The sequence below is a fragment of the Spirosoma liriopis genome (assembly GCF_023196085.1).
GTDB classification, from domain to species: domain Bacteria; phylum Bacteroidota; class Bacteroidia; order Cytophagales; family Spirosomataceae; genus Spirosoma; species Spirosoma oryzicola.
The window spans coordinates 74853-89477 of sequence record NZ_JALPRF010000011.1 but is presented as its reverse complement, the minus strand read 5'-3'; the positions used below and the strand labels follow the sequence as shown (position 1 = coordinate 89477).

Genomic DNA, 14625 nt, shown 5'->3' with positions numbered 1-14625 from the left:
CGCAGGAGGGACCTTCGGTAATAATTATAATTCTATTGGCAACCAGAGGTCCATCGTCGGAATGACAAAAAGGCTGACTTCAAGTTTGTTGTGAAATGTTAAGCCTATTTCAACACTCAATGCATAATGAGCCTAATCGATAAGGTTAAAAATTTGTTCGGGTTAGCCTCGACGGAAGAGCAGCCTATTGCGTCCACCAGTCGGCCAGGTGAACCAGTTTCCGTTGCGCCGACATCCACGACGACCGGGCCTCCGCCAGCCGCTCAGGTACGGGAGCAGGTCATGCGGTTTATCATCGGTAAACTACGGGCTTACCAAAACGAACCGGACACCGCTCCGGCTGGAATTCAATTGTCTGTTTTATGTACCACCCCAGCGGATGAAGAATTATACCGGGTCGTTCTGTGGACGAATCAGCCGGGAAAATTTGAGGCCGAACTGTCTCGTCAATTGGCTGACAATTACATCACGTTGCCCAAAAACTGGCAGTTTGCGTATACCTTTTTCACGGACACATTACCCGACACTACATACCGGGAAGGGAATTTGGGACTGGTTGTCGTTGATCGGTCAAAACCGGATAACGCCCCCCTTCACGCCAGGGTGACAGCTTTAGTAGGGCAGTTGGAACAGCCGGAATACATTCTTGATTCAGCGAAAAAGACGACGTTCTGCATCGGGCGCGGCCGTACCACCCAAACGGCGTCAGGACGCGTTCGAACGAATGACATTGTCATTCTGAATGAGGAAGACCCCAGTTACGACTCAGCGAAAGGGGCGGGAAATGGAGCGGTTAGTCGGGCGCATGCAACGATTCGCTTCGACCCCGCTCAGAAACGGTACGTACTCCTTGTCGATCCGGGTGGACTGCCTGCCGGGGGCAATAAAACCAAACTCATACACCCGGATGATTCAATAGAGCGGGCCGATATTGCAGGAATGGGCTATCCCCTCCAAAACGGAGATCAGATTGAATTGGGTGGCGAAGTCACGCTCTTTTTTGAATTACTGTAGACGGGTCAGTTTGTGGCATTACCGTCTCTTCGCTTCGCGCCTATAGTCCTGTAATCAGGTTTGAGAACCTGACGGTGGCGGTTTCTCAAAACCGCCACCACACCCATTCTTCACATATCGGCACGATCAAGCTAGTATATCAAGGTTGTAATCTTTGTTAAAAGCATCCTGGCTTATACGGGCAGCTTAAGAAAATTTAATAGTATTCTAAGATCCCCCTTAGATCACTCCCCTAGTTTAGCATTATACAACAAGGCTTGCGGTGATTGTAGCATGCACAATGAGCGCGACGATTCGTTTAGTGATAAATACCTACATAGCACTCGGCAAGCTGCGGTCGAAACATATTCTAAGGACAAAAGGTACTCTCATCGAGTGCTGACCAACCACTCCCTGCCTATGAAACAAAGGCTACATACTCTTTTTGTACTACTTATCCTCTCGACTGACTTGATTCGCGTATTCGCTCATACGCCTACGACTGTTTCGGGACGAGTACTCGGCTATCTGTCCAATCGGATCGGCGATTACGATGGGTTACGGTTGCAAACCTCGGTGGGGGAGGCTCATCTGTTGTTTCCACCGCATACGGCCTCCCGGATTCTAAAGCTGGCAGCCACAGGACAGCGTATACAAGCCGATGTGGAACCCCAGCCCGGAAGGCCAGAGCTTGCCCAACCCGGATTGGGAGGGCCAGGTGAAACAACGGAGACGGACCGATCAACCATAACAACCTACCGGCTGATTCGATTGCGTAACCAAACACTAGGTACGAGCTTTCAACTTGCCGATTTGCCGCCCCCACCACCCCGGCAGGGACAATTGATTCAGACAGAGGGTCCACTGATTAGTAAAATACATAGTGGACAGGGGCAACTGACCGCCCTGCTGACCGATAAATACCTGATAGAGTTGAAGCCCCACCAGGTCGAGCAGATCAGCTCCCTGCTGACGGGCGTTCAGCGATTGGGCGTTACGGGATTTGAACGAACCGCAGATGGCTTCGTCAATCGAACCGGCCGCCCTGTACTCCACCCAACAACTTTAACCATACGAGGCCAAACGTTTGCACTCTAATGAAACTATTATTGATCGACGACGAAGAAAAGTTAGTACTACACCTGCAAAAAGGGCTTAGACAGGCTGGGTATTCGGTCGATATTGCCCTGTCGGCGGCCGCTGGTCTCGAACTGGCAGCGGTAGGTGGCTACGAACTGATTCTACTGGATCTGATGCTACCGGGCACAACGGGTTTTGATGTGCTGCGCACCCTGCGGGCGTTTGGCATCGACGCGCCCGTGATGATCCTGAGCGCCCTCAATCAGTCCAAACACGTAGTCGAAGGACTGGATTTAGGTGCTGTCGATTACCTGCGCAAACCCTTCGAGCTAGACGAGCTGCTCGCCCGGATTCGTACCGTGCAACGAAGTCAGACGGGAAGTCGATTGGCCGTGTGGCGAGTAGGCGATTTGACGATGGACCTGGCAAGTCGTCAGGTGAGTCGGGGAGGAAAGTCGATTACGCTAACTCCCCGCGAATACCAGCTGCTGGAACAGCTCATGCGCCAGGCCGGGCGGGTTCTTTCCAAAGCGCAGCTAACCGAAAAAGTCTGGGAATCGGATTTCGACCGGGGCAGCAATGTTGTTGAAGTGCATGTCCACCAGCTCCGTAAAAAGATTGACCGGGGATTTGCAACGCCACTGCTCGAAACGGTGGTGGGCGTCGGATACCGGCTAAAAGGTTCGCTCGACGTAAAGTAATCTGCCTGCCTCAACGCCACACGTATGTCATTTTTGCGTCCCGCCCGCAGCATTCGCCTGAAAATTGGTTTGGTATTTGGCGCTACCTTTTTTTTGGGGTTCGCCGGAGCGGCTATGTATGTTTTTAACCAGGTGCGACAGGTACTGATTCAACAGGATAATCGTACCCTGATCGACCGGGCCAGTCGATTGGCCGAACGCACATCCGTTTACCCGCTGGTTATTCCGTTGCCGGAACGAGGTGAAGTATTATCGCTGGACTACACGGCCAACAATGTCAAAAAGAAGCTATATCGTTCGCCTTCCTTTCCGGAATCCGCTTCGGTTTCCGGCAGGGATTCAATCGTTCAACGCGATACGTTCCGGCTGGCGCGGGTGGTCCGCATGGCCGATGATGGCTATGGCAACCTATCCGTCGTTGTCGGGCGAAGCAGTAATCCGCTGAATCATCAGCTGGGCCAGATTGGCTGGTTATTAGCCATTACCCTGTTCATGAGCATGAGCTTATCCATACTGGGAGCCTGGTGGCTAAGTGGTTGGCTGCTACGCCCGTTACGGGCCATCATCGACTCGGCACGGTCGGTCAATCAGGCGGAACATGTCACGCCTATTCCGACACCCAACTCAGGAGACGAATTTCAGGAACTGGCCAATACCATGAACGACATGTTGGTCCGGATCCGTCAGGCGGTCGATACACAACACAACTTTTTTGCGGCTGCTTCGCACGAGCTACGGACACCACTCAGTATTTTGCGCACCGAGATCGAAGTAGCCCAGCGCGAAGCGATCAATGACCGGGAGCGGCATTTTCTGTCCAGCCAACTCACCGAGCTACGCCGGTTAAGCCGATTGGTCGATGATTTGCTGGCGATGAGTCAGCTACGTGCGGGTACGCTGCAACTTCGCCCCGAACGTATTGAGCTGGATGATTTAACCTTGTACCTGACCGAGCGATACCACCACGCAATCAATAAGCGGAACCTGTACCTGGCTATTCAACTGGATGAATCCAGCGCATCACTTACCGTTGTGGCCGACCAGGATAAACTGACGAACGTACTGCTGAATTTGCTCGACAACGCGGTTAAATACGCCCGACCCAACACGCAGCTCGACCTGAGCATTGTGGCGCAAAACAACGAAATCGTCTGGTCATTGAGCAACCAGACAAACGTTCCGATTCCCGATCCCGACCGATTGACCCGAGAATTTTATCAGGCGGATGTTCGTCACGACGGCTACGGGCTAGGACTTTGGATCAGTCATCAAATTGTCCGACTCATGGGCAGCTCCCTTACGGTATCCGCAACGAATGAGACATTCCGGGCCGAAGTCCGCTTTAGCGCATAACCGGCAACGTTTGCGCCCCAACAGATTCGTTTTTTGCCAGAAGCGTACTATTGATACTATTCTTCCTCCGAATAACCTGATTTTATGGGTGATATCAGTAAATTTTACAATTTGCGCCTAATTCAACCGATGCCTAATCCAGCTTATTAAAAAGCCTATGAAACAACTATTCGCTACAAACCCGGCTAGCATAACGCCTTTAATTGCCCGACTGGCTTTGGGAATCGTCGTATTTCCACACGGAGCTCAAAAGTTACTAGGCTGGTTTGGAGGTTCCGGATTTGAGGGAACAATGGGTTTTTTGACGGGCTCGGCGGGGCTTCCCTGGATTGTGGGCCTTCTGGTGATTCTAATCGAATTTTTTGGCCCCCTGATGCTTTTTCTCGGAGCGGCCACCCGCGTAGCTGCTCTCGGAATCCTGGGTAACTTCATCGGTATTGTCTTAACTGCTCATTCGTCTACGGGTTTCTTTATGAACTGGGGCGCTGAGGCCAATAAAGAAGAAGGAATCGAATACTTTATTCTGCTGTTTGGCCTGGCCCTGATCGTACTAATAGCCGGAGGAGGTAAGGCGAGTGTAGATGCCGAACTAGCCAAAAACAGATACTAGGAAACTTCTTTTCCTGCGCCTGTATGGCTGTTGGTCAATGACAGCAACTTCAACCGTCTGTGTCTCGCGCCAATGCACATTGTCTATAAATGGACTGGGGCCAATCTTACGTAGATTGGCCCCAGTAATTCTATTAGCTCTGTGTAACAGTGTTTACCGTCTTGCTTCGGCCTTCAATAATTCGCCCGACGACGAGAACTTCAGTTTGTACAACTGTTGCCCAACGGCCAGGTCGACTTTGTACTCGCCGGTCGTTCCTGTAGGTGGGGTATGCAAATCGGCCGCCAGGAATATATAACCACTGAAATTAGCCTGCAAATAGGACGTTATGGCCGACGGTAAGCTGGCCGCATCCAGAATAAGCTGGCGATCAGCGGCTGCCGGTGGTGTCGGAGCACCCGCCGGGCCAGCTGGTTTAGGTCCGGCTACAGCAGTTGTAGACCCAGGACCGGCTACGGCAGTCGTTGAGCCTGGTCCAGTAGGGCCGCCCGGTCCCGCCGGAGCAACCTGCGCTCCTGAGGTATCAAAATGCAACACGACGGGTTGGCCATTGTTGAACAGTTTAACGTCATAGGTGGTCGTTCCATCATGCACGTGCTGCTCAGCCCATCCGTACTTATAGTTCGAATAGGTGCTGTTCAACGTCGTCTTGATAGCGTCCGACAGATTGTCCCGCGAGATGTAGGTAACCGAGTGCGCAGTCTCTAAATTGCTTGGGGCTCCATGCGCATCGCGGAAGGTACCTGTACCGTCGAAATGCACATCAATCCGCTGATTGTTTGACAGGATCTGCACCCGGTATTCCTGCGCAGTCCCATTAATTTGCATCGATTCCGCGACGACAAGCTGATAACCGGCATAGGTCTGATTCAGGTAGTTACTAACCGAAGCGGGTAGCTGGGCCGCCGTCAGGCGCGTAATGATTTCTCCCCGTGGACCAGCGGGCCGGGTGGTTAGCGCTCCGTTCGTGTCGAAGAAATAATCGACGGGTACCCCATTTTGCAGCACCGTTACTTTCGTTCCCCAATAGGTTGTTGTGCCGGGCTGTCTCATTTTTTCGACGCGAATCAGCGTGTAGCCCGATACGTTCTGATCGAGATAGCTTTTTACCGCCGTCGGGAGTGTCGAGGCAGGTAGGGCTACTAAACCCGTTGACACACGGGCACCAAAAAGCGTACTGGTTTCTGTCGACTGGGTTAGATCGGGTGCCAATGCCGTTTTACTGCAACTCGCGTTGAGCAGCAGAACCAGCAAGGCAACGGATAAAATGCTTCGTTTCATTGGTTTTCTTTACGTTGTTTGACCAAAGTTGCCTTAGTCAGATGAAGATTTGCTTAAGATAAAATTAATTCCAGGACGATACGCGGGTTCAGAGATCGCCTGGCAAACGGCTGTTGCTGACGTACTCGCTTCTCCCGTAAAAGATGCTTAGGGAAAGCCGATTTTGCCCACATCAAGCGCGAAGACAGGCCGAGAATGAACCTTTCCAGTTGCGCCTTAAACCAAAGAGAAAAATGCCATCAGCAGGCTGTGGTGTCAAGTTTGAGAACCTGACACCACAATGAACCCTCATTCCGGTTAGGTAAATCCTCATTTCAGTTATTCCATCCGTTTGCTGGTTGGCAACCTTTGCCAAAACAAAAAACACGGGTATGAATATCGTAATCACGGGGTCGATTGGTACCATCGGTAAACCCTTGACCAAGGAGCTAGTCGAGAAAGGCCATTCCGTAACCGTCATTTCCAGCAAAGGCGAGCGACAAGTGGCCATCGAGGCATTGGGCGCAAAAGCAGCCATCGGTTCATTTCAGGACGCCCACTTCCTGACTCAAACATTCAATGGCGCGGATGTCGTGTATCTCATGGAAGCCTGGGAGGGCGTGGGCAGTATCTTTGACAAGAACGTTGATTTTGTGGCCGCATTCGAACGGATCGGTACCAACTACAAAGAAGCGGTCGAGCAATCGGGTGTCAAACGAGTTGTGCATCTGAGTAGCATAGGTGCCCACACGGACCAGGGAACAGGCAGTCTTTCTTTACATAACAAGGTCGAAACCATACTTCGACAACTGCCGGGTGATGTGGGTATCAAATTCATGAGACCCGTCGGCTTTTACACTAATCTTTATCGCTACCTCAACTCCATTAAAACGCAGCATACCATTCTTCAAAGCTACGGTGGAGATCAAAAGGAACCCTGGGTTTCACCGCTGGATATTGCTACAACCATTGCCCAAGAGATGGAAAAACCGTTTGTGGGCAGAACTGTGCACTACCTCGCAAGTGATGAAGTTTCGCCCAATGAAATAGCGCAGCTTCTGGGTGAAGCGATTGGGTTGCCGGATCTGACATGGACCGTTGTTCCGGATGAGCAAATGCTGAGTGAGCTGTTAGCCGCCGGTATGAACCCCTGGATCGCCAATGGCTTTGTCGAAATGCAAGCCGCGCAACGGAGCGGGAGCTTGTACGACGATTTTTACCGACACAAACCCGTTTTGGGCAAAACCAAACTGAGCCAGTTCGCTCAGGAATTTGCCCAGGTTTATCACAATCAACCGAAATAGCCATGAAACAGGTACTCATTACAGGAGCCAACAAAGGGATTGGTTTCGAAACAGCCCGCCAATTGCTGCAAAATGGCTATTACGTGTACATCGGTAGCCGCAGCCTGGAAAATGGTCAGGCCGCTGTCGAGAAGCTGAAGGCGGAGGGATTAACCCAAGTCGAAGCGGTACAACTGGAGGTTACCAACTCCGAATCCGTACGGGCCGCCCGCGAGGAAATAGGTCGTAAAACCGATGTGCTGGACGTACTGGTCAATAATGCCGGTATCAACGGAGGTATGCCCCAGTCGTCTCTGGAAGCCAGCGTTGACCAGTTCGAACGGGTATTCAACACGAATCTGTATGGAGTGGTGCGGGTCACGCAAGCCTTTATCGATTTGCTGAAAAAGTCTGCCCAACCCCGCATTGTCAACGTTTCGTCTAGCGGTAGTTCGCTTACCTTGCAAAGTGACCCTACCTGGACTTATTATTCGCACAAAGCCGCGCTTTATCCTTCTTCGAAAGCGGCAGTGAACATGTACACAATCGACCTGGCTTATCAGTTGAGAGATACCGCCTTTAAAGTCAATGCGGTATGCCCCGGTTTTGTGGCGACCGACTTTAACAATCACCGGGGTACCGGCACCGTTCAGGAAGGGGGCACTCGCATCGCTAAGTACGCCATGATCGGACAGGACGGACCAACTGGGAAATTCATTGCCGAGGAACACAATCCGCAGACCGGCGAAACTCCCTGGTAGCAAACTGCGTATAGAACCTATAACGTTACCCGATGAAAAAGCCAGAAACCGTGTTGCAGAAGGTTGACTCATTGACCCATTTTCACCGGATGTTTGGGCTTCCAAAACCCAAACATCCGTTAGTCAGCTTTATCGATATTGAACAAATGAACTACGAGCCAGCCGTTTTACCCGGCTCTCTGGTACTGAACTTCTACAAAATCGCCTATAAAGCCACTCTATGCGGCAAAGCCCGGTACGGACAAAATTACTACGATTTCAGTGAAGGCGGCCTGGTATTCACAGCACCGGGACAGGTATTTGAAAGCCCCAGTGGCGAGCCTACTACGGGCTATATGGTACTGATTCACCCTGATTTTCTTTTGTCGTACGCAATAGCCAAAAAGATCAAGCAATACGGTTTCTTTTCTTACTCGGCCAACGAAGCGCTTCATGTATCGGATGAGGAAAAAGCAACGATCATGCTGGTTTTCAGGATTATCGATGATGAACTAACTAACCGGATCGATGATTTTAGCCAAGATGTCATTATCTCGCAACTTGAGTTGCTGCTTACCTATAGCAACCGGTTCTACAAGCGACAATTCCTTACCCGCAAAGCCGTCAACAACGACCTGCTGCAAAAGCTGGACGATCTTTTAGACGATTATTACGCAAACCAAACCTCGTTGAAACAAGGTATTCCTACGGTCCAGTATCTTGCCGACCGGCTGCATCTATCGCCCAGCTACCTAAGCGATATGCTGCGCGTATCAACTGGTCAGAATGCCCAGCATCTCATCCACCATAAATTGGTCGAAAAAGCAAAAGAACTTTTGTCAACGTCGCAGCTGTCGGTTTCCGAGGTCGCTTACCAGTTGGGTTTTGAGCACCCTCAGTCGTTCAGTCGGTTGTTTAAATTAAAGACGGCTCTCTCTCCGGTGGCATTCAAACAGTCGTTCAATTAGGTCTTCGTATCCACCGATTCTCCTGGCCCTTTTCTGCATTTTCTGACGCACCGCGCTGGTCATGATCCTTTTCGAACAGCAAATTCCTTCCCGAAAGTAAGTGACTACTTACCCCCGCCTGACCGATACTACCCCACCGCAGGACGCATTAGTTTGCTTAAGTGACGGCAGGCTTACGGTCAATTCTTCTGGCACGTCCAACGTTTCAGAACATACCCGCTGGTTTGAGAGCTTTTAAAACAATAAGACCCTAAACCAGCGGGTTTTATTCATTTCATTTTTCAAACACCCGTTTTTGTCGATTAAACAAGCCTTTTAAGGCTTCTGCCATGCATTTTGGCACATCGGTGATGCTTTTTGGCACGCGGGTGGGCCTTTTTTTTTGTCTCTTTAAGTCTCAAAACCTTGTACCCATTGACCGGCAGGCTACCGTACGGTAGCCGTCAATTTTCTACTTGAGCGTTATCGCTATCGCCAAATTATTGTACTCAATTAGTCTAGTTAAACAACCATGAAACTGCATCTACCGTCTGTTGGCCGCCTTATCCTGATCTTATTAACCATAGGCTCGGCAACAATGGCCCAGCAGAGGAAAATTGACAGCCTGAAGACGGTACTCGTTCATAGGCTGCCCGACACGACCCGTGCCAACACCTATTATGATATCGCTAATCTGTTTTATAAGCAGAACCAATCCGACTCAGCGCTCAGCTACCTAAAGCGCATGCAGCCTGTTTGTCTGCGTGCCCATTACTGGATTGGTCTAGGCGATTACAATCGGCTTAGCGGGGTCATTCTTGTGCACCAGGGCTTATTCGAAGATGCATTAACGTTTTATCAAAAGTCATTAGCGGAATACAGTAAGGTCAATGCGTCAAAAGCTGTTGCAACAGTGTACCACAACATGGGATTGCTTTACAAGATGATCGGGCAAAATCAGGGTGTCCTGGCGTACAGTAGACAGGGGCTTGATTACATGCAGAAGGCTATTGCGCTCAACGAGCGTTTAGGGGCGGTTCAATCGTTGAGAAGTAATTACATCAACATAGGAATCCTCTACGAAGACTTTGGCGATTATAAATTAGCTCGAAACTATTTTTACAAAGCACTGGCTCCCATTGGTCAAACGGAAGTAACGTCGGAAGATGCCCGTATCCTCTACAACAATCTGGGTAAGAACTATACGGTTGAAGGCCAGTACCAGAAGGCCATTACCTATCTTGAAAAAGCATTGGCAATTAACCTGGCCGTCAGGAAAGTTAGCAGTCTCATTCATAACTACCGGAATCTGGCAACGGCTTACAATGGTTTAAAACAACCGGATAAAGCCATTCAGTATACAGAAAACGCGCTAACACTGAGCAAACAGTCAAAGGATGCGTCGCTGGTTAGTACGGTGTACGCCACGGCGGCTACTGTATATGCCGATGCCGGTCAGTACGATAAGGCGTACGCGTCTCTGGTGCGTAACAAGCGTATAGATGACTCCTTAATGACTATTGCCAAAACACGTACGATCAGCCAGTTGGAGGGAAAGTATGCCACACAGCAAACTCAGGCGCTGGCTACCATTAAAGCCAATCTGGAACTGGCCCGAACGCAGACCATAGCGCGCATGGAGGCTAAGAAGGCAAACCAAATTGCAACCATCCAGTCGGAAGAGAAACGCCGGGTGGCTCAGATCCGAGCGATGGCCGATATTGAAAAAACACGCGCTGTCGCAGAGCTGCAAACGAAGTACGACACCCAGAAAAAAGTACATCGGATTGCCGAACTTGATCAGTACAATCGACAGCGTACCCGGCAAATCCAGTACATGACCGGTGGGCTGGGAGCGCTACTGCTTCTGTTGAGCGCGCTGGTCGGACAATACACGATTATCCGGCGGACCAATCGACGCTTGTCGATCCAGAACGAAATTATCACCGTTAACAGTCAGCAACTGATGAGTCAGTCCGATCAACTGCGCACGTTGATGAAGGAATTGCACCACCGCGTCAAGAATAACCTGGCTATCGTTTCGAGCCTGCTTAAACTCCAGTCGAGCCGACTCGACGATGAAAAAGCAATTCAGGCTGTACGGGTTGGGCAGCAGCGGGTTGAAGCGATGTCGTTGATTCACCAGCGGCTGTACCAGACCGATCAGCTCACGGCTGTCAACATGGCCGAGTACCTCACCGATTTGGCGTATAGTCTCATGCGGGCCTACGGCTATCAGCACGACAAGTTTACGCTACAACTCAACGTCGATCTGCCCGAGTTGGATGTTGATGTTGCCATACCGCTGGGCTTGATTGTGAATGAGCTGGTAACCAATGCTTTCAAATACGCTTATTCAAACAACCCCTGTCCCTTGTTACGCATCAACCTCTACCGAAACAAGAATAACCTCAATGCAAACATGATGCTTGAAGTGCAGGACAACGGGCCGGGTATCGACGTTCGTGAGTGGCAGGGACCAAACAAATCCAAATCGTTCGGCAAACGCCTGATCATGTCGCTCAGCGAACAGCTGGATGGTCAGGGCGAATGGCTTAAGCAAAATGGTACGCTCTTCCGGCTGTCGTTTCAAAATACAAGGCTGTCTACGGCCTAGCCAACGGGCTATGACCCTGCATTTCTTGTTGTTTATCAGCTTATTGAGCCACGTAAACGCAGACATTTAATCATACGCTTTACCTCCTTTTAGTTACGTTTATGAATAACTCTGAACGCGTTCAGATCCTCGTAGTAGAAGACGAGCCCATCTTAGCCATGGACCTATCAGATACCCTGGAAGCCGAAGGCTACTGCGTGGTCGGCATTGCCAACAATGGCCCCAAAGCCCTTCAATTGTTTCACAACCAACCTGTTGATCTTGTCCTATGCGATATTATGATCAAAGGCGAATGGGACGGGATTGAAACCATTCGCCAGCTCATGACCAAACGCGCGGTTCCCGTTATTTACCTGACCGCCCTAACGGACCGCGATACGTTGGATCGGGCCAAACAAACGTACCCAGCTGCCTATCTCAACAAGCCCTGGCAATTGTCCAGCCTGCGTACCGCTATTGAACTAGCCATTCACAACGCCACGTTGCGCACTTCGCCAGTTCCCGCCGAACGCGATAACAACGGCCGCGAAGCACTGCTTCAGATTAACAACTACCTGTATATCAGACAAAATTATCAGTTCGTCCGTATCGACCTGAACGAATTGCTTTACCTGGAAGCTGACAATTCGTACACGAAGCTGGTTACGTCCAATCGCAAATACATCCTACGCTTGACACTTAGTAATATGCTGGAGCGGATCAACCAGCCAGGATTGGTACGCATTCATCGATCGTATGCCATCAATATCAACTACGTTGAATCGTTCAACGATGTAGAGGTTAGCATCGGTCCTCAGCTGTTACCGCTTAGCCGGAGTTGTAAAGATGATTTTATGCGCCATTTTTTACAGCGCTAATCTACTTACTCCCTCACAAAACTCTACCATTCACCTACCAAAGGCCGTTATTCACTGCTTTTCTCCGGCACGGTGGTTTGGCACCGGGTACTTTTGGTTCATCAACTGACTGATCCTAACCCAACCTTTCTCTGCTTATTCTCCCAGCCGTTCACCAATTCACGCACCAGACAATTCGACCTTTCTCTTTCAACTAGTACCTCTCGTATGATCAACTGATTCTGACCTGACCGTACTAAGACGGCAAAGGCCGGAACAAACACCAGCAGCCTTCTTCCCGACAGATGGAGCTTTAAACCCAAAAAGATCATGGAAAAACTTGTCATTACCCCGATCCTTCTTCTTTCCATTACTTCGGTCTTTGCCCAGAACAACGTCACCATTACGCAGACGGGCGGAGCCAGTAATACAGCATCCGTCACCCAATCAGGTGAGGGGAACAGCGTCAGCATCAGCCAGACGGGTGGTGCCGTCGCTGATGGTAGTAAGCCCGGTAATCGGGTGAGCCTACAGGTGCCCCAAGGTACCGAAACGACGATCAGCCAGCGGAATACCGGCCCCAACGTAGTCGAGATTTCGCAGGAAGGTAAGGCGACAGCAACGATCAGCCAGTCGTCCGAAACGGGTGAGAATTTTATCAATTCGCTCCCAGCATCCTCACCCAACCGACCGAAGAATAAGCCTGTGAAACGGCAAAACCGGCGGCAAAACTAACCCTTTACTCATTTCTATTTCTTAAAACTCATGAAAAAAGTATTCCTTACCAGTGCGGCACTGATGGCTTTTGCCGCAGCGAGCTTTGCGCAGACCAACACGGCGACCACCGAACAAAACGGTACCCGCCAAACGGCTAAACAAGTGCAGACGGGTAACTACCTGAAGTCAACGGTTAGCCAGAACCAGACTACGGGAACGAACGTAGGCAACTTTGCGGCCACTCGTCAGGAAAGCACCGGTTCGGCCGGCAACGACGCTGCCGTTCGCCAGGATGTTGGTTCCCGCGGTAACCGGGGCTACGTAACCCAGGTAGGCGGTACAGGGAACCTAAGTTCCATCACTCAAAGTAATGGTAGTGGTGGTGGATCGCTACAGGTGACCGAAGGAGCTTCGTCTTCCGAAGTACGTGCGGCTGGTGGTAACTGGGGCGGTATTTACCAACAAGGATCGAACAACAAAGATGTATCGATCAACCAGAGCAATAACAGCAGCAAGAACTTTGGCGAAATTACGCAGTATGCCAGCGGTACCCGGCCGACCTCAATCGAGCAGTCAACGGGTTCGGTAAACAACGAGGCCCGTATCAACCAGGGAACAGCTGAGCGAGCAGCAACCAATGTAGCTGCTCGCATTCAGCAGAGTGGTAACAGCCGCGAGAATAAAGGAACAATTACCCAGGCTAATGAAGGAAGCGTCGCTGGCATTTACCAGAACAATACGTCGTCAGGCAACGAAGCGACGATTGACCAGATCGACAACGCCCGGTTTGAAACAGCAAACATTTTCCAGAACGACAACGCCAGTAAAAACAAAGCGTCTGTGATCCAGAGCGGATTTGGTGATGTGGCAACTGTCTACCAAACTGACAATAGTGTAGGGAACGTAGCTACCATCGAGCAGACCGGTTTTGGCAGTGACCGCGCCCAAATTAATCAGCAGTATAACGCAACGAATAACCAGGCGACAGTTCAGCAGCAGGGATCTTACAACGACGCGCAGATCAATCAGTATAATGTAGCAAATAGCCAAGCCACTATCAAGCAGGATTTGGCTTCAACTGCTGGGTTTGGCAACATAGCCCAGATTAACCAGGGCGAGCAGGGCGGTACCCAATCGAAGAACAATACGGCATCCATTACGCAGAGTTTCAGCGAAAACCAGGCCCGGCTTTTGCAGGTCGGTACCGGTAACATGGCTACGCTTACGCAAACCGGGGACGGTAACCTGATTCAGTCGATAGACGGTAAAGCAGGCAGCTTTGCTACACAGCGGGGTAACGACAACATGCTGACGGTTATGCAAGACTCCGGCAGCTCGGCTCCTTACGTGAAAAACGTGGCCAATGTATCGCAGCTTGGCAACGGAAATACCGCAACGATTATGCAGACGGGTCGTAACTAATAGCCGTCAGGTGTAAACTGTAAACAGGCCGTGGTCGTCAGGCAGTCTGCCGATCACGGCTTATGT

Annotated in this window: 13 protein-coding genes; 12 read left to right on the top strand and 1 reads right to left on the bottom strand. The window is 50.6% G+C overall.

Features of this window, described 5'->3' with window-relative positions; translation table 11 throughout:
• Window positions 1-126: 126 nt before the first annotated feature.
• The 5 genes from M0L20_RS28260 to M0L20_RS28240 all read left to right on the top strand — a co-directional run bounded on the left by M0L20_RS28260 (window position 127) and on the right by M0L20_RS28240 (window position 4737).
• A complete protein-coding gene (locus M0L20_RS28260; RefSeq protein ID WP_248480541.1) occupies window positions 127-1014 on the top strand; it encodes an FHA domain-containing protein in 888 nt (295 codons plus the stop codon).
• A gap of 399 nt (window positions 1015-1413) precedes the next feature.
• Complete coding sequence (locus tag M0L20_RS28255; protein WP_248480540.1) at window positions 1414-2091, top strand: hypothetical protein; 678 nt, start codon at window positions 1414-1416, stop codon at window positions 2089-2091.
• Window positions 2091-2774: a response regulator transcription factor gene (locus tag M0L20_RS28250; protein WP_232563959.1), complete on the top strand. Its 684-nt coding sequence runs from the start codon at window positions 2091-2093 to the stop codon at window positions 2772-2774. The genes M0L20_RS28255 and M0L20_RS28250 overlap by 1 nt, the downstream gene beginning before the upstream one ends.
• A 24-nt stretch (window positions 2775-2798) precedes the next feature.
• The gene (locus M0L20_RS28245) at window positions 2799-4127 is read left to right on the top strand and encodes a sensor histidine kinase (RefSeq protein ID WP_248480539.1); all 1329 of its coding nucleotides are present in this window, start codon (window positions 2799-2801) and stop codon (window positions 4125-4127) included.
• A 157-nt stretch (window positions 4128-4284) separates the two neighbouring features.
• Window positions 4285-4737, top strand: coding sequence for a DoxX family protein (locus M0L20_RS28240; protein ID WP_232563961.1), 453 nt, complete (start codon window positions 4285-4287; stop codon window positions 4735-4737).
• A 153-nt stretch (window positions 4738-4890) separates the two neighbouring features.
• Here M0L20_RS28240 and M0L20_RS28235 read toward each other — a convergent pair whose 3' ends face one another.
• A complete protein-coding gene (locus tag M0L20_RS28235; protein WP_248480538.1) occupies window positions 4891-6018 on the bottom strand; it encodes a PepSY-like domain-containing protein in 1128 nt (375 codons plus the stop codon).
• A 371-nt stretch (window positions 6019-6389) separates the two neighbouring features.
• Between M0L20_RS28235 and M0L20_RS28230 the strand changes: the two genes are divergently transcribed.
• The 7 genes from M0L20_RS28230 (at window position 6390) to M0L20_RS28200 (ending at window position 14559) form a co-directional block, all read left to right on the top strand.
• Window positions 6390-7301, top strand: coding sequence for an NmrA family NAD(P)-binding protein (locus M0L20_RS28230; protein ID WP_248480537.1), 912 nt, complete (start codon window positions 6390-6392; stop codon window positions 7299-7301).
• Between the two features lie 2 nt (window positions 7302-7303).
• Window positions 7304-8041 carry an SDR family oxidoreductase gene (locus M0L20_RS28225; RefSeq protein ID WP_248480536.1) on the top strand — a complete coding sequence of 246 codons (738 nt, stop codon included), beginning with the start codon at window positions 7304-7306 and terminating at the stop codon, window positions 8039-8041.
• 32 nt (window positions 8042-8073) lie between these two features.
• A complete protein-coding gene (locus tag M0L20_RS28220) occupies window positions 8074-8988 on the top strand; it encodes a helix-turn-helix domain-containing protein (protein WP_248480534.1) in 915 nt (304 codons plus the stop codon).
• 511 nt (window positions 8989-9499) lie between these two features.
• Complete coding sequence (locus M0L20_RS28215; RefSeq protein ID WP_248480532.1) at window positions 9500-11584, top strand: tetratricopeptide repeat-containing sensor histidine kinase; 2085 nt, start codon at window positions 9500-9502, stop codon at window positions 11582-11584.
• A 101-nt stretch (window positions 11585-11685) separates the two neighbouring features.
• The gene (locus M0L20_RS28210; protein ID WP_232563967.1) at window positions 11686-12441 is read left to right on the top strand and encodes a response regulator; all 756 of its coding nucleotides are present in this window, start codon (window positions 11686-11688) and stop codon (window positions 12439-12441) included.
• Between the two features lie 309 nt (window positions 12442-12750).
• The gene (locus M0L20_RS28205; protein WP_248480531.1) at window positions 12751-13155 is read left to right on the top strand and encodes a curlin repeat-containing protein; all 405 of its coding nucleotides are present in this window, start codon (window positions 12751-12753) and stop codon (window positions 13153-13155) included.
• 30 nt (window positions 13156-13185) lie between these two features.
• A complete protein-coding gene (locus M0L20_RS28200) occupies window positions 13186-14559 on the top strand; it encodes a curlin repeat-containing protein (protein WP_248480530.1) in 1374 nt (457 codons plus the stop codon).
• Window positions 14560-14625 lie beyond the last annotated feature (66 nt).

Coding starts and splice junctions, on each gene's coding strand:
- M0L20_RS28260 (WP_248480541.1), top strand. CDS start 127: ATGAGCCTAATCGATAAGGTTAAAAATTTGTTCGGGTTAGCCTCGACG.
- M0L20_RS28255 (WP_248480540.1), top strand. CDS start 1,414: ATGAAACAAAGGCTACATACTCTTTTTGTACTACTTATCCTCTCGACT.
- M0L20_RS28250 (WP_232563959.1), top strand. CDS start 2,091: ATGAAACTATTATTGATCGACGACGAAGAAAAGTTAGTACTACACCTG.
- M0L20_RS28245 (WP_248480539.1), top strand. CDS start 2,799: ATGTCATTTTTGCGTCCCGCCCGCAGCATTCGCCTGAAAATTGGTTTG.
- M0L20_RS28240 (WP_232563961.1), top strand. CDS start 4,285: ATGAAACAACTATTCGCTACAAACCCGGCTAGCATAACGCCTTTAATT.
- M0L20_RS28235 (WP_248480538.1), bottom strand. CDS start 6,018: ATGAAACGAAGCATTTTATCCGTTGCCTTGCTGGTTCTGCTGCTCAAC.
- M0L20_RS28230 (WP_248480537.1), top strand. CDS start 6,390: ATGAATATCGTAATCACGGGGTCGATTGGTACCATCGGTAAACCCTTG.
- M0L20_RS28225 (WP_248480536.1), top strand. CDS start 7,304: ATGAAACAGGTACTCATTACAGGAGCCAACAAAGGGATTGGTTTCGAA.
- M0L20_RS28220 (WP_248480534.1), top strand. CDS start 8,074: ATGAAAAAGCCAGAAACCGTGTTGCAGAAGGTTGACTCATTGACCCAT.
- M0L20_RS28215 (WP_248480532.1), top strand. CDS start 9,500: ATGAAACTGCATCTACCGTCTGTTGGCCGCCTTATCCTGATCTTATTA.
- M0L20_RS28210 (WP_232563967.1), top strand. CDS start 11,686: ATGAATAACTCTGAACGCGTTCAGATCCTCGTAGTAGAAGACGAGCCC.
- M0L20_RS28205 (WP_248480531.1), top strand. CDS start 12,751: ATGGAAAAACTTGTCATTACCCCGATCCTTCTTCTTTCCATTACTTCG.
- M0L20_RS28200 (WP_248480530.1), top strand. CDS start 13,186: ATGAAAAAAGTATTCCTTACCAGTGCGGCACTGATGGCTTTTGCCGCA.